This window comes from Okeania sp. SIO3I5 (assembly GCF_010672085.1).
Lineage (GTDB): Bacteria > Cyanobacteriota > Cyanobacteriia > Cyanobacteriales > Microcoleaceae > Trichodesmium.
Genome location: NZ_JAAHHT010000081.1, coordinates 1 through 18,900, shown reverse-complemented (window position 1 = coordinate 18,900; position 18,900 = coordinate 1). Strand labels below are relative to the sequence as shown.

General features: G+C 37.0%; 17 protein-coding genes and 1 pseudogene. 7 read left to right on the top strand and 11 right to left on the bottom strand.

Going from position 1 to position 18,900, the window contains the following annotated elements; genetic code table 11:
* Positions 1-457: 457 nt before the first annotated feature.
* The 6 genes and pseudogenes from F6K40_RS18950 to F6K40_RS41625 all read left to right on the top strand — a co-directional run bounded on the left by F6K40_RS18950 (position 458) and on the right by F6K40_RS41625 (position 6,901).
* On the top strand, positions 458-1,288 hold the full coding sequence (locus F6K40_RS18950) for a sulfotransferase family protein (RefSeq protein WP_293138577.1): 831 nt from the start codon (positions 458-460) through the stop codon (positions 1,286-1,288).
* A 283-nt stretch (positions 1,289-1,571) separates the two neighbouring features.
* The gene (locus F6K40_RS18945) at positions 1,572-3,881 is read left to right on the top strand and encodes an FG-GAP repeat domain-containing protein (protein WP_293138576.1); all 2,310 of its coding nucleotides are present in this window, start codon (positions 1,572-1,574) and stop codon (positions 3,879-3,881) included.
* Between the two features lie 392 nt (positions 3,882-4,273).
* Positions 4,274-4,480, top strand: a complete 207-nt coding sequence (locus F6K40_RS18940; protein ID WP_293138574.1) for a glycogen debranching protein — start codon at positions 4,274-4,276, stop codon at positions 4,478-4,480.
* Between the two features lie 362 nt (positions 4,481-4,842).
* Positions 4,843-5,865: a 2-hydroxyacid dehydrogenase gene (locus F6K40_RS18935; RefSeq protein ID WP_293138572.1), complete on the top strand. Its 1,023-nt coding sequence runs from the start codon at positions 4,843-4,845 to the stop codon at positions 5,863-5,865.
* A 371-nt stretch (positions 5,866-6,236) separates the two neighbouring features.
* On the top strand, positions 6,237-6,452 hold the full coding sequence (locus F6K40_RS18930; protein WP_293138570.1) for a UPF0175 family protein: 216 nt from the start codon (positions 6,237-6,239) through the stop codon (positions 6,450-6,452).
* Positions 6,449-6,901, top strand: a pseudogene (locus F6K40_RS41625) (PIN domain-containing protein). The gene F6K40_RS18930 and the pseudogene F6K40_RS41625 overlap by 4 nt, the downstream one beginning before the upstream one ends.
* 162 nt (positions 6,902-7,063) lie before the next feature.
* Here F6K40_RS41625 and F6K40_RS18920 read toward each other — a convergent pair.
* The 3 genes from F6K40_RS18920 to F6K40_RS18910 all read right to left on the bottom strand — a co-directional run bounded on the left by F6K40_RS18920 (position 7,064) and on the right by F6K40_RS18910 (position 7,924).
* Positions 7,064-7,315, bottom strand: a complete 252-nt coding sequence (locus F6K40_RS18920) for a BrnA antitoxin family protein (RefSeq protein WP_293138566.1) — start codon at positions 7,313-7,315, stop codon at positions 7,064-7,066.
* A complete protein-coding gene (locus tag F6K40_RS18915) occupies positions 7,290-7,571 on the bottom strand; it encodes a BrnT family toxin (protein ID WP_293138565.1) in 282 nt (93 codons plus the stop codon). The genes F6K40_RS18920 and F6K40_RS18915 overlap by 26 nt, the downstream gene beginning before the upstream one ends.
* Before the next feature lie 152 nt (positions 7,572-7,723).
* Positions 7,724-7,924 carry a hypothetical protein gene (locus F6K40_RS18910; protein ID WP_293138563.1) on the bottom strand — a complete coding sequence of 67 codons (201 nt, stop codon included), beginning with the start codon at positions 7,922-7,924 and terminating at the stop codon, positions 7,724-7,726.
* Between the two features lie 222 nt (positions 7,925-8,146).
* On the opposite strand from F6K40_RS18910, the gene F6K40_RS18905 reads away from it, so the two are divergent.
* The gene (locus F6K40_RS18905) at positions 8,147-8,764 is read left to right on the top strand and encodes a COP23 domain-containing protein (protein WP_293138561.1); all 618 of its coding nucleotides are present in this window, start codon (positions 8,147-8,149) and stop codon (positions 8,762-8,764) included.
* Positions 8,765-8,886: 122 nt separating this feature from the next.
* On the opposite strand, the gene F6K40_RS18900 is transcribed toward F6K40_RS18905, so the two are convergent.
* The 8 genes from F6K40_RS18900 to F6K40_RS18865 all read right to left on the bottom strand — a co-directional run bounded on the left by F6K40_RS18900 (position 8,887) and on the right by F6K40_RS18865 (position 17,220).
* Entirely contained in the window at positions 8,887-9,222 is a 336-nt protein-coding gene (locus tag F6K40_RS18900) for a XisI protein (RefSeq protein WP_293138559.1), read from the bottom strand.
* Positions 9,210-9,623: an element excision factor XisH family protein gene (locus F6K40_RS18895; protein ID WP_293138557.1), complete on the bottom strand. Its 414-nt coding sequence runs from the start codon at positions 9,621-9,623 to the stop codon at positions 9,210-9,212. Before F6K40_RS18895 ends, F6K40_RS18900 begins: the two co-directional genes overlap by 13 nt.
* Before the next feature lie 93 nt (positions 9,624-9,716).
* Positions 9,717-10,085, bottom strand: a complete 369-nt coding sequence (locus F6K40_RS18890; protein WP_365671984.1) for a GUN4 domain-containing protein — start codon at positions 10,083-10,085, stop codon at positions 9,717-9,719.
* Positions 10,066-10,941 carry a trypsin-like peptidase domain-containing protein gene (locus tag F6K40_RS40940; RefSeq protein ID WP_365671999.1) on the bottom strand — a complete coding sequence of 292 codons (876 nt, stop codon included), beginning with the start codon at positions 10,939-10,941 and terminating at the stop codon, positions 10,066-10,068. Before F6K40_RS40940 ends, F6K40_RS18890 begins: the two co-directional genes overlap by 20 nt.
* Before the next feature lie 33 nt (positions 10,942-10,974).
* The gene (locus F6K40_RS18880) at positions 10,975-11,193 is read right to left on the bottom strand and encodes a hypothetical protein (protein ID WP_293138555.1); all 219 of its coding nucleotides are present in this window, start codon (positions 11,191-11,193) and stop codon (positions 10,975-10,977) included.
* 605 nt (positions 11,194-11,798) lie between these two features.
* Complete coding sequence (locus tag F6K40_RS18875; RefSeq protein WP_293138553.1) at positions 11,799-12,113, bottom strand: hypothetical protein; 315 nt, start codon at positions 12,111-12,113, stop codon at positions 11,799-11,801.
* Between the two features lie 61 nt (positions 12,114-12,174).
* Positions 12,175-13,554 (bottom strand): aldehyde dehydrogenase, encoded by a 1,380-nt coding sequence (locus F6K40_RS18870; protein ID WP_293138551.1) that lies wholly within the window; start codon positions 13,552-13,554, stop codon positions 12,175-12,177.
* 1,419 nt (positions 13,555-14,973) lie between these two features.
* Positions 14,974-17,220: a RelA/SpoT family protein gene (locus F6K40_RS18865; protein ID WP_293138549.1), complete on the bottom strand. Its 2,247-nt coding sequence runs from the start codon at positions 17,218-17,220 to the stop codon at positions 14,974-14,976.
* Positions 17,221-18,900 lie beyond the last annotated feature (1,680 nt).

Genomic DNA, 18,900 nt, shown 5'->3' with positions numbered 1-18,900 from the left:
GGCTATTCGCCCGTACATTTTTGCTGTGACTCAGTTTGAGGGTCTGAGAATTTCCTAGTAGGAACGTTGTATATAACTACAATGTAGGGATGTTTAGCTAGCGCACAACTCCGTTAACGCTGTACGACATAGAACGCATTTTTGTTATGCAACGTCCCTACTGGAATCTAGCAAAATGAAAACCTCAGAAATTATGCAAAAGATAAAATTATGCACAATTTGTAAATTTATCAGGACTTACGCAAAACCACCATCTGTAGGGGCGAATGGCATTCGCCCTCTACTCTAATGGCATTCGCCCTCTAATGGCATTCGCCCTCTACGGATAGCGTATTGTCTAATAATTTGCGTAAATCCTGTTTATATAGATTTCTTGAGAGTAGAGAAAAAAATTGGCTAAATGTAACCATATCTACTACCTGCAAAATATAAAATCTCGAATAAACACTCGTCACTAATGTTGAACGGAAAATTAGTCTGCGTCACAGGTTTGCCCCGCGCAGGTTCAACTTTAACTTGTCAACTTCTGGCACAACACCCAGAAATCTACTGTAATGGTATGAGTTCTCCTCTGTTACCGACACTGCAAGCTATTAGAGCGCATCTGAGCGATAACAATTTTTTGCTAGCTCAGTTAGATAGAAACTTTGAAACTGTATATGCAAGGTTACAACGTGCTTGTCGTGCTTTTGCTAGAGCATGGTGGGAGGAAATAGACTCTCAAGTCGTAGTAGACAAAAATCGGGGTTGGTTGAGTCAAGTAGAACTAGCTTTGGAATTAGATCCAGATGTAAAAATGGTGGTGTGTGTCCGGGAGTTAGGACAAATTTTAGCTTCCATTGAAGCCCAACATCACAAAACAGTTTGGTTGGATTTCCCGGATGACCTCGCTTCTCTGTCTCCCTACGGACGTGCTGATGCTTTACTGGGAAAAAAAGGAGTGGTGGGCGGACCATTACGCTCTTTGCAAGGGATACAAGATATGAACCAATCTTACCAACAACGAATGTATTTTCTGGTATTCGAGCATTTAATGTGGGAACCAGTGCCAACAATGAAAGATTTGTTTACTTGGTTGGGTGTGGGAAATTATGAATTAGATCCGGAGAACCTGGCAGTACAATCAGGGGAAGCGGATAGTTTCTATCGGTTTAAATATCTTCATCGTACCTATACTCAGGTAAAACCACCAGAACCTCATTGGGTGTCACCACGCATTGAAGCGGAGTTAAGGAGTAATTACCGATGGTATTACGAGTTATTTTATCCGGGACTACTATGTAATTGATAATTGATAATTGATAATGAAAAATGGATAGACATCTCCAAAAATCAAAAGTAAAATCAATTCTTATCCAGAAATTATCAATTATTCATTGGTAAAATTTAAGAACGTAGGGGTTTGGTCTCCAAACCCTCTAGGGACGTTATCTCCAAGGTCAAGAAAATGTCACATTAAATCCGGTAGCATGGGTAAAAAGAACGTAGGGGTTTGGTCTCCAAACCCCCTAGGAACCTTACCTTCAACGTCAACAAATTAGTACAACAATTACTAGGAAGAACTAACACAAATGGCTATATTTGAAGTAAATCAAGCAACAGATAACGGTTTGGGCGATACTGCCGGAACCCTAAGTAAAGCAATATTGGATGCAAATAACCGACCAGGGAACGATACTATCGTTATCAAGAACAATGTCACATTATCCGGCGAAATGATTCAACTAATTGATAGCAACATTACGATTACGGGGGACGATCCAGATACAGTTGAAGAGGAAAGAGCTAGAATTAGTGGTGACAATACCTACCGTCCATTGTTCGTGAGGTCGGGAACGGTGAATATTAACAACTTAAATCTGACTAACGGTAGAGCCAAGGGTGGAAACAGTAATCTAGGAGGCGGAGGCGCCGGAATGGGTGGTGCCTTGTTTATCTATGATGGTAATGTTTCTGTAGATAATGTTAACTTTCGTAGAAATCGGGCGATAGGTGGAAATTCTGGTGATACTGCTGCTGGCAATGGAGGTGGCGGTATTTTTAGTGTTAGGTTATCTGAGAATAATGGGGAGCCTGGTAACGGCTTTTCAGGGGGCTTAGTAGGTGGCATCACCTCCGGTAGCAACGGTGGCTTCCTTGGTGACGGTGGTTACGGCCTTGGTGGCTTGGCTAGGAACAACAGTCCCATCGGTGGCATCGGTGGCTTTGGTGTCGGTGGTAATGGTGGTTTCGGTGGTAGCGGTGGCTTCGGTTACGGTGTGTTTGGTGGCAATGGTTACGGTATCCCCAGTGGCTACTTTTACACTGGTGGCATCGGTGGCATCGGCGGCAGTGGCTTTGGTGGCGATGGTGGCTTTGGTGGTGGCGGTGGTAGCGGTTTCGGTGGCAGTGGCGGCGCAGGTGCCTATGGTGGCTCAGGTGGCAATGGCGACGGTGGCGACGGTGGCTTCGGTGGTGGCGGTGGTGGTGGTATCGGTGGTGCCGGTAGTATCGGTGTCAGCAGTGGCACCCGTGGCAGTAATGGCGAGGGAACAGGTGGCTTCGGTGGCTTCGGTGGTGGTAACGGTGGCTACGGAATAGGTGGCGACGAGTTTGGCAGCGTCAGTAGCTTCAGTGGTAGCAACGGTGGTGACGGAATGGGTGGAGCTGTATTCATACGCTCTGGCAGCCTTAATATTTCCCAAAGTACCTTCAGCAATAATAATGCCACTGGTGGCTCCGGTGCAAGCAATGGAGAAGGTCTCGGTGGTGCAATATTTGCCATGAAACTCACCGATGAAAACCCCGATGGTAGCGATCAAGGAATGCCAACTTCTCTCCCTACTGTCACCATTGATGACGCCACTACATTCTCCTCTAATAATGCTGCTGATGCTCAGACAGATAGTCCTGCCCCAGACAGAATTGCATCAGGCGATGACCAAGACAACAATGACCTGTTTGGCAGCACCATTACTCGCAGTAACGCTGTCAACAATGAACCAGTCCGTTTTGATTTTAATGATGATGGAGTAGCAGACATTCTCTGGCGTCATCGAAATGGAGCCAACCGGATTTGGTTCATGGATGATGACGGCACACGGGACACTCAACGTAATCTGCCAAGGTTAGGTACAGCTTGGGATGTCGCCGGAGTAGAGGATTTTAATGATGATGGAGTAGCAGACATTCTCTGGCGTCATCGAAATGGAGCCAACCGGATTTGGTTCATGGATGACGACGGCACACGGGACACTCAACGTAATCTGCCAAGGTTAGGTACAGCTTGGGATGTCGCCGGAGTAGACGATTTTAATGATGATGGAGTAGCAGACATTCTCTGGCGTCATCGAAATGGAGCCAACCGGATTTGGTTCATGGATGATAACGGCACACGGGACACTCAACGTAATCTGCCAAGGCTAGGTACAGCTTGGGATGTCGCCGGAGTAGACGATTTTAATGATGATGGAGTAACAGACATTCTCTGGCGTCATCGAAATGGAGCCAACCGGATTTGGTTCATGGATGACGACGGCACACGAGACACTCAACGTAATCTGCCAAGGTTAGGTACAGCTTGGGATGTCGCCGGAGTAGAGGATTTTAATGAAGATGGAGTAGCAGACATTCTCTGGCGTAATGAAAACAATGGAGCGAACCGGATTTGGTTCATGGATGATAACGGTACACGGGACAGTCAACGTAATCTGCCCAGGTTAGGTACAGCTTGGGATGTCGCCGGAGTAGACGATTTTAATAATGATGGAGTAGCAGACATTGTCTGGCGTAATGAAAACAATGGAGTTAACCGGATTTGGTTCATGGATGATGACGGAACACGGAACAGTATAGCTAATCCGGGAAGGTTAGGTACAGCTTGGGATGTAGCTGAAATATAATGTTTTTTTGAATATAGGCCAGCATTTAGAACTTAGCATCTACACTTGACATACTCCCGACGTTGCCCTTCTATTCCCCCCTTTGAAAGGGGGGTTAGGGGGGATGGACAAAGCGGGATTCTGAGCGCCAGGGAAACCCTGACCGCTGCGCATGACAGAGGTGATGTCCTCCCCCTGTGTTCGTTGATCTTACGACCAACTATAAGTATCATAATAAAATACCTCCTGCGTGGTCTCGGGGAGCGGAACATTTTATTTGTGGAGACGTCTAGTCTAATCGTTAGCCCTGGCTTTCATCCCGACGCTGCCCTAATAGCTGCCGCTAGGCTCCGCTAATGCGAGAGCGCGGGACTTCCCGCCAGGAAAGTTAACAATAACAAATGATAACTGAAATGACTATTTGGGTAAATGAACAGATAGATCCATCTGGTATTATCTACTCTTGTATTGCCTGTTGTGACAAACAGCAAGCTCAAGAATGCCATGAATCTTTTCAAAAAAATTTAACTGATGCTCAAAAAGAACAAGGATGGAAAGCTACACTGCGAACTGTTGAGTCTTGGGATGAAGTACCTGTCAGTGCTTTAAAATTGAATTAAAAAGCATTTAGTATTTTTTTTTGCGTTGCTGATTTTAGATATGAAATTCTTAAATTTCTAATGTCTAAATCAAGCTATTTCTTCTATTTAAGGCTGGCAAAAAGCTCTTTCCTGACCATTTTTTGAATTCAAAATTAAAAATTCAAAGTTCAAAAATTTTGGTTTATTCCTTAATTTCAATAATTGTTTAATTAAGGATTCAAGCCTCGTTCTTTAGAACGAAAAAAATCAAAAATATTTTCCTGATTTCAAGCCTCTGACTTTAGGCAGAGGTTATAATGCAAGAATTAATAATTTTTAATTTTGAATTGATTTGACTCCTGTAAAATCATACTTTTATTCAACAAGGGCGGATATTTTAAATGAAAGTTGCTGTTTTTAGTACCGAAAAGTACGATCGCCAATTTCTAGAGGCAGCTAATACTGCTACTAATGCTAACCATGAATTTATTTTCCATGAAACTCGACTGGAGGCAAAAACTGCTACTTTGGCAGCAGAATGTTCGGCAATTTGTGTATTTGTCAATGATGACGTGGGTGCTGAAACTCTGAAAATTTTAGCTGATCAAGGTATTGGTTTAGTTGCTCTACGGTGTACTGGTTTTAATAATGTTGACCTAGAAACTGCTGCTGAAGTTGGTATTAAAGTTGTGCGAGTGACAGCTTATTCTCCCTATTCAGTAGCAGAATTTGCTGTGGGGATGATGATGATGCTCAACCGTAAATTATATAGAGCTTATAACCGAGTGCGTGAGGATAATTTCTCTTTAAATGGTTTATTAGGATTTGATTTACACAGTCGTACAGTTGGAATTATTGGAACTGGTAAAATCGGTATTATTCTTGCTCAGATTTTACATGGTTTTGGTTGTCATTTACTTGCATACGATCCTTATCCTAATCCTAAATTTGAAGAAATTGGTAATGCTCGTTATGTAGATTTACCTGAATTATTAGCAAGCTCTGATATTATTTCCTTGCATTGTCCTCTAACACCAGAAAATCATCATTTAATTAATGCTGAAACTATCGCTCAAATGAAACCAGGAGTAATGTTAATTAATACCAGTCGCGGTCAATTAATTGATACAAAAGCTGCTATTGAAGGGATAAAATCTGGAATCATTGCTTATTTAGGAATTGATGTTTATGAACAAGAAAAAAATCTTTTCTTTAAGGATTTATCTGACACAATTATTCAGGATGATACTTTCCTATTATTACAATCTTTTCCTAATGTTTTGATTACTTCTCATCAAGCATTTTTTACCAAGGAAGCAATGGATGATATTGCTAGTACAACTATTTCTAGTATTACCGATTTTGAACAGGGAAATTCTCTGAAAAATGAGGTAATATCATGTCCGGTAGCATCGGTATTGTAAAAGGGTAAGAATTCAGAATTCAGGATTCATAAATTTGCTTTTTCAGGCTTTAGTTATCTAGGAATTAAGGGTATTAACCTCGAAAAAACTTAGATTTCCTGTAGATATTCACCCTGTGGAATAGGCATCTTGCCTGTTGAGTTTACACGATATCAGCGGGCATGATATCAAACCTCCTGAAAAAGCTACTGCTTAGGTTAAAAATTAATACAAATTATCTGCCTAATTTTATAATTAGGCTCGTAGTTTTGCTCTAGCCCTCATATAATTCATGTAGGGTTAGAGCAAAACTCAAAACAATATTTCTACTTAATGTACTTAATGTTGGGCGATCGCTCCGATTCATATTTCCCAGAAAAAAAGGAGCAATTATGAATTTAGTTTGTGAACTTCCTATGGGAATTTCTGAAAATGAAGCTAAGTTGTTCTTAGCAATAAAATTGTATGAAATTAATAAAATTTCTTTAGGAAAAGCAGCACAATTAGCAGGATATTCTAAATCAGCTTTTATGGAAGTTTTGGGACAATACAAAGTCCCTATTTTTAATTATTCTCCTGAAGAATTGCGGGAAGAAATAAGTAAATGACTGATTTAATTATTGCTGATAGTACCTGCTTAATTGGGTTAGAAAGAATTGGTAAAATAGATTTATTACCGCAGATGTTTTCTCAGGTGACAATTCCACCAGAGGTTCAAAAATAGTTTGGTATTTATTTTTCTTGGTTGATTGTTAAAAGTACCCAAAATATAGGGATGGTTAATTCTTTAAAGTTAGTGGTTGATGATGGAGAAGCAGAGGCTATTACTTTAGCTTATGAGTTAGGTTATCGTTTAATTGTTGATGATAGACAAGCAAGAAATACAGCGAAAAGATTAGGGATTAAAATAATAGGAACGGTGGGAGTTTTAGTAAAAGCTAAACAGTTAGGATTAGTTGACCAATTATTCCCTATTTTAGAAGCATTAGAAAATAATGGTTTTTATTTAAGTCAGTCTCTGAAAACAGAAGCATTAATTTTAGTAGACGAAAGTTAATCTGGAAAAACTGAAAAGCTGATAACTGATAACTAATAAATGAATATGGCGATCGCCTGCTGAAAAAAAACGATATAGATAATTTTAGTCATCTTTAAGATGACTTAAGCTATTAGCTAAGGATTAAAATCCTTGGCAAACTTGACGAACCTTCGTTAAAATTCATTCTGGTTTTTGTTGATTAATATAATCACGCAAAACTTGATTGATTATTGTTTTATAGTTTGGACTTTGATGTTTAAACCAATTGATAATATCTGGATCTAATTGAATCAAAACTGTTTCTTGAAATCTCGGTTCAACTCTTCTAGCTTTTTGCCAAAATTCCTCGTCAAGTTCAGGAATCTCTGAGGTGTCAATCTCAGAATCTTTTATATTTTGCAATTCTTTAAGTCGTTCGGGTGAAATAGTCATAATAAATTTTCCGTTCTTTGAGGGTTGCTTTTCTAGCTGAGATGATACGAATATTACCGTTACGTTCTGTATGAACAACAGTAATAATTATAACACCTTGAATAGCTCCAATACTAATTTCGCGAATCTCTCCATAATCATATCTTTCATCAATAGTAGTAAAAACTATGCCATAAAAAATTTCGCTTGCTTCTTCAAAGCTAATGCCATGTTTTCTGATGTTCTGTTGGTTTTTGTTTTCGTTCCATTCAAACATTAAATTGGTTAGATTTTAGGAATTAAACGTCGATATTTTTCACTACTTTATTCTACAATACTTTTGATAATATTAGACTATAGTCATTCTGAATAAGAATGGAAAACTTTCTCAGCTAAAACCCTTTCACCGCAAGAAAACTTTGTCTCAATCTAAATCAGAATGACTATATTAACAAGACAACCAATATTCCTACTGATAACTGATAACTGATAACTGATAACTGATAACTGAAAAAAGGCGATCGCTCCCTTTACATATTTCCCAGAAAAAATTTCAGCAAAGTGCTTGACTTTAAATAATTTTGTGCTATTATTATTCATAATGGGAAAGGTGCGCACATATATACTCACTGTCCAATGCCGTAATTATCACCTCATTTTTTCAATTTTGCGGAAACTCAAAAAATTTTGCCGTCACGCACCTTTTTTTGGATGGTAGATAATTTGATGGTGTAATTAGATAAATTCAAACAATTCTTGCATTTATCTAATTACCGAAACTTACTTCCTAAAGTTGCCGACCCTGGTCGAGTAGAACTATCCTAGAAAGAGCAAACTATCTCAGCACCATCCATGAATCAAAACTCAGACCGGGGTGCTTTATTCGTTAACCCGGCAAATCTAATAATTATCTCCTTATTAGCATTGGTTAGTGGTTTATTAATCGCCATTCTGCAAAAACAAGAGCAGCAACAACAAGCTAAACAACCACTAATAGTAGAAAAAACACACCGCTTTTCTTGCTCCCAAAATCCAGACCCTAAATATGGAGTAGTTTGGACGGTAATGTATGACAATGATTTTACCAATGCACCCTGGTTGAAAATGGTTATACCAATGGGTGGCGGTTGGGATGAAAAAAGCCGATGTTTCGAGATAGCTAAACGATTAGAAAGTTTTCGGAATGTGGGTTTAATAGGTTTTGACTACCGCACCGACTCCAATACACCAGACCAAGAAGTTATTTGTGCCAAAATTCGAGGACGTAGCGACTGCCCATTGCTTTTAACTTTGTGGAAGGATGTTGCAGGAAATCAGGCGAGAGATAAAATTTTTGATGGGTTGGTTAATGGTGGTTTTACTTATCAAAATAGTGAGGGTAGGTTAGTTACTTCGTCTAAACAAAGTTGGCCGATTAAATTAGAAGTTTTTCTGGCAGAAGAGGATAAGTTGGCAGGGTTGGAAAGGTAGGTTTAATAATTAACAATTAATAATTAATAATTAATAATTACCTCTTATTATTGGTTAAAAGAAATTTTTTTCTTCTTTCTCCATGAATGGGGAGACTTTATACCTTAATTTTTCGGGAAAAGTTAACTGACTGCAAATTCCGTATGATGGCGGACTGCTGGAGGATGAAAACCCAGAACAATTTGACTTTTAGGAATTCCTGCATTGACTAAATCATTGGCAATACCATCTTCTATTCCATCTCGTTGAATCCATATTTTATTATCAATAATTTGGATATGAGTCAGGCAACCGTGAACTCGCTTTTTTTGTTGCCAACCAACATCTACCAGTAAAAAATGGTTCCGTTCACTATCAATAATTAAATGTTCTTCTATTTCGCCATAAGAATAAGGAATATTTGCATATTCTCTGAGAATTTTTTCTATTGTATCTCGATAGAAATTTAAGGTATCCATTGCACGATCTCCTCTGTTTCTGGTTGAAAAACTAATAGTTTGACTCGATTAAATTGAATCACAGATTGGGGTAACTCTTCTGAAAAGAAATCTGAAAATACACTTTCAGGAATGGCAAGGTATAACAACCTTTCTGGTGCTTGCTGGGATAGAATCTGTGAGTAGATAATATATTGACCTAACGCTTGCTCTAAATTATTAATGAGAGATGCACCTAAAAAGCTTTTAATTTCTACAGCAATTAGCAATCCCTCTTTTTCCGCTGCTAATAGCTTTTTTGCTCCTAAATCTACATAGAGTGTTCGACTGGCAACTTTAAGTCGTAAAGGATCGTCGGTAATTTTCCATCCATCTTTTATCAGTGCTGTTTTAACGGTTTCATGGTAGGTATCCTTTGCCATTGTTTTGGAAGAAAATAATAATTACGGTTGTTGTAAAATTGTATAATTTACTTCTTTGAACTTTTTTCTATTAAAGGCTGAAACCATTAGATGTTAAGGTATACAACTATCTGTGCGATAGAAAAGTACCTCCCACCATGACACCCCCCCTCCCTCTTCTATGCCTTTCGGGAGATGTCCCACATAAGGCGTGCTTGTATTGAACGTTATCTCATTGTAACGCAACCATCTTCCTCCTTGACGCCATCCTACTTTATCTCCAAAGGCTTCCCATACTTTTCTATCATACTCCTTTTTACCACCCAGACTCTGATAAATTTGCTTCTGAACAGAAAAGCCAAACTTACCATTACTATATTTTACCCAAAGTTTGTCAATCGTGCTTAAATCCTGGCAGGGAAAATTTTCCAGATCCTTAAGTCTCAACCATCTTTCCGACTCCCTACCTGCAACTTTTTCCATAACTCTCTCTGTATTCGTCGTCTGCTTCCTTCCACTTTCCTGCCGCCAATAAATCATGCAACTCAATATAGTCAACCCCCTTAGATGAAACTAGAGAAATTTCATTTTCTACCTGCTTTTGTTTTTCAGCCTTCAGCTCTCGTTCTCGCTGTTCTGCCTCTTCACGCTGTCGTCTTTCCTCCTCCAGTTGCCTTTGTAGTTCAGTTTCCCGTTCTTGTTTTGCTCTCTGTTCAGCCTCTTGAAGTTGCTTTTGTCGTTCAACTTCTAGCTTTTGCACTCGCCGTTCTGTTTCTTCACGCTGTTGTCTTTCCTCCTCCAGTTGCTTTTGTAAGTCAACATCTTGTTTTTCTGTGGCAAGAGCGATCGCCCTTCCCCGATACTCCTCAAAAAAATTAATAGGTATACCCCAAGAAAAAGTCAAACGTTGAACACCATTCTCCACCCTTTCCACAGCTTGCAGAAAAGTCTGCCGTTCCGACTCAGACAAACTTGCTTGATAAGAAGCAAAATTTTTCACAACCTCCACATCATTCATTCCATGCACTGCCACAACCTCACCCTTCACATCTGCAACAGGCGCTCCACTCATTCCACCCACAGTCAAAGCTTGATAAGCAACTCCATAACCCCGCGCCAACTTATCCAAACCCGAAACATCACCTGAAACAAATTGGGATACCAACTTCCCACCTCGAATAGGAAAACCAGAAATATAGATAGAACTACCTTTTTTCAGATTCTCAGAACTACCTATTTTCAGCGCCGGAAAATTACAACTTCCTCTATCTGGCTGAAAAGTAACCAAAGCTAAATCTATGTCACTAGGAAATATTTCCACCCTAGCCACTTGCCAGATTTTTTCATCCCTAGTCTGTAATAATCTTTCCCCTTATTTTTTCACAACATGAGCTGCCGTTAGTAAGGTACAGACTCCCTCTTCTCCAGACACGAAAAAACCAGTTCCATGTCCGGGTTGGTTTCTATAAAATAGTTTGACAATACTAGGTTCTAGTCGAGAGGCAATATCTTCGGGTGATAATTTCCCAGAACAATTTGTCAGAGCTAGTGCTAGGAAAGTTAGACCAAGGATTCGAGGTAGAGATTTCATCTGTTTAGGAGGTTCGGAAATTTGAAAGTCTTATTTTTCTTCATTTTAGCTACAACTTCAGTTATAGGTTTTCCCTTTCCATAGACAAAATTTGAAAAGTTATTGCCCTAAAAAAAGGGGCACTATTTTCCCATAATACTTATCTAATTTGAGAATAAAACAACTTTTTCTCGCTGTCAAGGAGCGATCGCTCAAAATTACTCTTTATTTAGACCTATAAATATTCAAGCTGCAATACAAATGGATACTAAAATTCCGTCGTCGAGCATCAAGGATTTACAGCAGTTTTCATTTTGGTAGGACGACTGTAGGGGCGATTCGCGTTTGCGCAGCATTCCGCAGGAAATCGCCCCTACAGGGTTTTGGTTGTAACGATGTGGTTCATCAATCTGAAAAGCGCTGTAGGGTTGGGAGACCAAACCCCTACGATTATTTGGGGTCTAAAAAAAGGGGCACTATTTCCCCATAATACTTATCTAATTTGAAAATAAAACAACTTTTTCTGACTGTCAAGGAGCGATCGCCTAATTTTTCTTGCTCCCGTACCTAAAAATTTTGCCCCCATACCTGAATATCTTGATCCCTTACCTGAACGAGCCAAATATTTATTTGTGTTGGGTTGAGGTAAGGAAACACAACCTACTAGAGCTGATAACTGAAATATCCATCCGTGCATCCGTGGCAAAATCGGTGTCTAGCTCATCCGTGGCAAAATCGGTGTCTAGCTCAACTGAAATATCCATCCGTGTATCCGTGGCAAAATCCGTGTCTAGCTCATCCGTGGCAAAATCGGTGTCTAGCTCAACTGAAATATCCATCCGTGTATCCGTGGCAAAATCGGTGTCTAGCTCATCCGTGGCAAAATCGGTGTCTAGCTCATCCGTGGCAAAATCCATGTCTAGCTCAACTGAAATATCCATCCGTGCATCCGTGGCAAAATCCGTGTCTAGCTCATCCGTGGCAAAATCCGTGTCTAGCTAGCTACCGAAAAATTATTCTTCTAATCAAACCAACCTTATTTTTATAAGGAGCATATCGAATGTTTAAATCAAACCATAACCCCTTATTCAACACACTTTTATAGTGAGAAAAAGTATCAAAACTCGCCTTCCCATGATAACTACCAATCCCACTATTTCCCACACCTCCAAAAGGTAAAGATGGCACCCCGAATTGCATCACAGTATCATTAATACAAACATTTCCAGAAGAAGTTTCCCGTAAAACCTGTTCTTGCTTCCGTTTATTTCGAGAAAAAAAGTAAAGAGATAAAGGTTTAGGACGAGAATTAACCAGAGCGATCGCCTCATCTAAATTTTCATATTCTAAAACAGGCAAAATAGGTCCGAAAATTTCCTCCTGCATAATTTCTGAATCCCAATCAACTCCCTCAATAACTGTAGGAGAAATATAACGTTCTTCCGACTTAGTTTCACCACCAATAAAAATTTTTCCATCTTTCAGTAAATCGCTCAATCTATTAAATTGCTTCTCATTAATAATCCGACAATAATCCGGACTCTCAGCAGGATTTTCACCATAAAATTCCTCAATAGACTGTTTAATTTTCTCCAACAAATCCGATTTAACCGATTTATTTACCAACAAATAATCAGGAGCAACACAAGTTTGACCAGCATTAATAAACTTTCCCCAAGTAATACGTTTTGCCGTATATTCCAACTGAATATCATCATCAACAATACAAGGACTTTTTCCACCCAATTCCAAAGTTACAGGAGTCAAATTTTTAGCAGCAGCTTCCATCACAATTTTGCCTACCCTTGTTCCTCCAGTAAATAAAATATAGTCAAACTTTTCTGCTAATAACTGTTGACTTACTTCCACTCCTCCCGTCACAGCAGCAATATAATTAGAATCAAAAGTATTAGCAATTAAATCCGCAACAACCTCAGAAGTATTAACAGCTATTTCCGAAGGCTTAATAATCCCACAATTACCAGAAGCGATCGCTCCCAATAAAGGATAAATAACTAATTGAAAAGGATAATTCCAAGCACCAATAATTAAAACTACTCCTAAAGGTTCTGGATAAATTTTAGCTCCAGCAGGAAACTGTTCAATAGGAGTAGAAACTCTTCTAGGTTTCACCCAAGATTTTAGCTTTTTAATCGCATCATTTATTTCCGTCAAAAAAGTTAGTTCAAAATAAGCTTCAAATTTTGGTCTATTCAAATCTGCTTTAACAGCAGCAGCTATTTTTTCTTGATAATCTGAAACTGCCCGTTTTAACTTTTTCAGTTGTTCTATTCTAAAGTCAACATTTTTAGTTTTTCCCGTAGCAAAAAACTGACGTTGTTTATTTAAAATATTAGCGATCGATGATTCTTCTAAAAGCATATTTTTATATCTTAAATATTTTAGCGAATAGGTAGAGATGTTGCATACAAAGTCTCTACAAAGTAATAATTCAGGTTCGTGGAAATAGAAGAGAATAAAAAGAACTATACCTCAGTAACTTGAGAAATACTATATTGATAATTCAGAATTCTCAAGTGCTAAGGTTTAATCTCCTCTGATTCCTGGATTCTGAATTAAAAAAGGGTGAAAATCTCCCTTGAAAATTTACCTTCTAACTTCTGAATTCTCAATTCTTAATTCTCAAGTTTAATCTCCTCTGATTCCTGGATTCTGAATTAAAAAAGGATGAAAATCTCCCTTGAAAATTTACATTCTAACTTCTCAATTCTCAATTCTTAATTCTGAATTCTCAATTCTGAATTCTCAAGTTTAATCTCCTCTGATTCCTGGATTCTGAATTAAAAAAGGATGAAAATCTCCCTTGAAAATTTACATTCTAACTTCTCAATTCTGAATTCTAAATTGCTAAAGTTTAATCTCCTCTGATTCCTAGATTCTGAATTAAAAAAGGGTAAAAATCTCCCTTGAAAATTTACCTTCTAACTTCTGAATTCTCAATTCTTAATTCTGAATTCTCAATTCTCAATTCTGAATTCTCAAGTTTAATCTCCTCTGATTCCTGGATTCTGAATTAAAAAAGGATGAAAATCTCCCTTGGCAATTTACCTTTTAACTTCTGAATTCTCAATTCTTAATTCTGAATTCTCAAGTGCTAAAGTTTAATCTCCTCTGATTCCTGGATTCTGAATTAAAAAAGGATGAAAATCTCCCTTGGCAATTTACCTTTTAACTTCTGAATTCTCAATTCTTAATTCTGAATTCTCAATTCTTAATTCTCAAGTTTAATCTCCTCTGATTCTTGGATTCTGAATTAAAAAAGGATGAAAATCTCCCTTGAAAATTTACATTCTAACTTCTCAATTCTGAATTCTAAATTGCTAAAGTTTAATCTCCTCTGATTCCTAGATTCTGAATTAAAAAAGGGTTAAAATCTCCCTTGAAAATTTACCTTCTAACTTCTAACTTCTAACTTCTAACTTCTAACTTCTCAATTCTCAATTCTGAATTCTCAAGTCTGAATTCTCAAGTTTAACCTCCTCTGATTCCTGGATTCTGAATTAAAAAAGGATGAAAATCTCCCTTGGAAATTTACCTTCTAACTTCTCAATTCTGAATTCTAAATTGCTAAAGTTTAATCTCCTCTGATTCCTGGTTTCTGAATTAAAAAAGGATGAAAATCTCCCTTGGAAATTTACCTTCTAACTTCTGAATTCTTAATTCTGAATTCTCAATTCTCAAGTTTAACCTCCTCTGATTCCTGGATTCTGAATTAAAAAAGGATGAAAATCTCCCTTGAAAATTTACCTTCTAACTTCTCAATTCTGAATTCTAAATTTACTATTCCACCTGATTAATACGACGAAGATTCAAAATATCACTCATATTTTTAATTTGAGTACAACTCCGTTCAAATTGTTGGCGATCGCTCACCTCAATACATAAATTAATAATCGCAGGATGACCGGGATTTGTTTTAACCTGAGCATTTTTAACATTAACATTATTATCCATCAAACGAGATAAAATATCCTTCAGTACACCCACTCTATCTAGAACTTCAATACAGATACTAACTGGATAAGTTTGAGGTCGTCCCTGATTTTCATTAGCACTATTCCAACTAACAGGAACTAACCTTTCTCCAGGAACACTTTCCACATTAGAACAACCTTGACGATGAATAGAAATACCATTCATACGAGTTACAGCTCCAATAATAGGCTCACCTGGAATCGGATTACAACAACCTGCTAAATGATACATTAAACCCTCTACTCCAGCGATTGGATTATAATTATTAGGAGATAAATTTTGAGTAGGTTTGTGTAAATATTTTTCTGAATAAATATCTGAATTCTGTTCAACTTGTGTTACTTCCCTAGAAGCATCTCGTAAACGATTAACCACTAAATTTAAAGTAGTTTCACCGTAACCCAAACCAGCCAATAAATCATCAACATTCTGATAATTTAATCTTTCTGCAACAAGTCGCATTTGCTCAGATTTCAGTAAAGATTCAAAACCTTTTTTACCCAATTCTTTTTCCAATAATTCTCTACCTCTAGCTAAATTTTCTTCTCTATTAGAGCGTTTATACCATTGACGAATTCGATTTCGCGCTCCACCAGTAATAACAAAATTTAGCCAATCTAAACTAGGATGACCATTTTTCTGAGTCAAAATTTCCACAATATCACCATTTTTTAAAAGACTATCTAAAGGTACTATTCGTTCATTTACCTTAGCACCTGTACAATGATTTCCTACTTCTGTATGAATGCGATAAGCAAAGTCTATTGGTGTCGAGCCATATTTGAGAGAAATAACATCACCTTTTGGTGTAAAAACATAGACATCTTCATAAAATAAATCCCTCTTAACAGTTTCCAAATATTCCCGATCATCTTTCAGGTCACTTTGCCATTCTAATAACTGTCGAAGCCAAGTAAATTTTTCATCTTCAGTTGTAATATTAGTATTACTATTACCACTTTCTTTATACTTCCAATGAGCGGCTATTCCATACTCAGCGATATGGTGCATTTCCACAGTTCTAATTTGCACTTCTACAGGTCGTCCAGTAGTTCCTATTACCCCTGTATGTAATGACTGATAACGATTAGGTTTTGGTAGACCAATATAGTCTTTAAATCTTCCAGGAATAGGACGATAAGAGTCGTGAACAATGGCTAAAGTTCGATAACAATCTTCCTTTTTTTTGACAATTATTCTGAGTCCAGAAATATCATATACTTCGTGAAATTCTTTTTGTTTTAAATACATCTTGCGGTAAATTCCATAAAGATGTTTAGGGCGACCACTAATGTCGTAATATTCTATTCCTGCTTCGTCTAATTTTCGTCTTAAATTTTCAGTCATTTCTAACAATCTAGCTTCTCTATCCGCTCGTTTATCCGCTACTAATTCTTGAATTTCCCGATAAGAATTTGGTTCAATATATTTAAAAGATAAATCTTCTAATTCCCATTTAATTCGACCAATACCCAAACGATTTGCTAATGGTGCAAATATTTCCCGTGTTTCTAATGCTTTACTTAACTGTTTATGAGGCGGTAAATGTTGAAGAGTTCTCATATTATGTAATCTGTCTGCCAACTTCACAACAATCACTCTAATATCTTTTGCCATTGCCAAAAACATTCGGCGAAAATTTTCAGCTTGTAGCTCTGTTTTGCTAGAAAAATTAAACTTAGAAAGTTTAGTTACACCTTCCACTAATAAAGCTACTTGCGAACCAAAATTTTGTTCTATTTCTTCAATAGTTACGTCAGTATCTTCAACAACATCATGTAGAAAACCTGCAGCAATCATCGCACTATCACCACCGAGATCTTTTAATAATCCTGCGACAGCTACAGGATGACAAATATAGGGTTCTCCTGATTTTCGATACTGCCCTTCATGTAACTTATATGCCAATTCAAATGCTCGACAAATTAATGCTATATCTACTGAACAGCTAGTTATATTATCACTTTTATTTCTGTTATCTAGACATTCTTGTAGCCAATCAGGAATTACACATGAAATTTGAGTTTTAGGGATAAGAGTTTTAGTGTTCATAGGAGTTAGTTTAGAGTTAATAAGTATCAGGTTTAAAGCGATTTTTGGTAAAAGATGGAATAGTTTGATAGTCCTGTAGTAAGCAGTCAGCTATCAGCAAATAATGAATAATTCCCTCTAAGATTAAAGAATTATACTTTTGCAGTAACTTTTAATTCTCTCTCAATTTATCAATAGCTTTTACCCGTTCCCAAATAAATAGCTAATGTCTGAATGCTTACCGAAATAATTAATAATTAAAAAAATTAAAAATCAGATAATTTAGGTTTAAAGTTTCCCCTTTCAAGGGGAAAAAATAAATCTTTTCCTTTTAGTGAATCCTTTCCCTAAAAGGGAGAGTTAATTATCCATTATCCATTATCCATTAATGAAGTCCTGTGTACTAATAGTAGTATTGCGACTCAAATTATTACTATACCATTACTGAAAGAATTTGAGTCTACTATTACCAGTTATATTTCTGTATTTTCCTAGCAGTAATTAAAAGTTTATATTCTATTATAAAGTAATCTAACTATCAAATAAGTTTTCCGTTGATAATTTCATTTTTTCTACAGATTATAGTATCTTGAGATGAGATGTAAATCTATATTTAGGTTTTTTCTAATAAAAAAATGCTGTATTAAGTACAAATGATCTTGTGTTTTTGACAATTTAATACTGTTTTTTATCCTTGCCTATTGCAACAGTGCCTATTGCCTATTCCCTTTTTCAGAGGACTCGGTTTCTGCATCTCAAATAAAAACGCTATATCTGTGATTTTTTATATTTTAATTTTAAGTATTTAGCCATCAGCTATTAGCTGGAGCTTCATTAACTTATTCTTGTGGAAGGAAGAATCATATTTTCAAGATTGAGCGAAAATTAAAAGTTACTCTAAAAGCATTCTTTGCTAATCTTTCTAATTAATTACTTGCTACAAGATTATTACGTAAGCATTCAGCTCTTAGCAGTCAGCTCTCAGCAATAAAAATGAACAATGTAGCTTGATAGACTAGACTATTAAGGATAGCTGATCGACTTTTATCCAGACTTTTAATTCTTTGAAACCTCTCAACTTTTTTTGCCTCTTTTAAAAGTAATGAAGCTGATATAAGCATTCAGATAAAGCGCCATAAAAATGAACAATGTAGTTTGATATACTAGACTATTAAGGATAGCTGATCGACTTTTATCCAGACTTTTAATTCTTTGAAACCTCTCAACTTTTTTTGCCTTTTTTAAAAGTAATGAAGCTGATATAAGCATTCAGCTCTTAGCAGTTAGCTCTCAGCAATAAAAATGAACAGTGTCCCTTGATAGACTAGACTATTAAGGATAGCTGATCGACTTTTATCCAGACTTTTAATTCTTTGAAACCTATCAACTGTTTTTTCCTTTTTTAAAAGTAATGAACCTGATAGCTTACCGCTGAATGCTTACATTATTACTAAGGAAAAGTTCAAGGCTAATACCTGAATATTTACTTTTAATTTTTATAGTAATATTCTGGAAACTAGAATTATAAAACTATAAGGAACACAGAACAGGCAACAGGCAATAAGGAATAGAAGAAAAATCAAGGTAGTTCTACCTCATTAGTCTAAAAAACGCTATATCCCTATATATTTAGATATTATTATGACAATCAAGTTATATTATCCAATAGGGGTTAATCAATATGGATATCTAAAAATATAA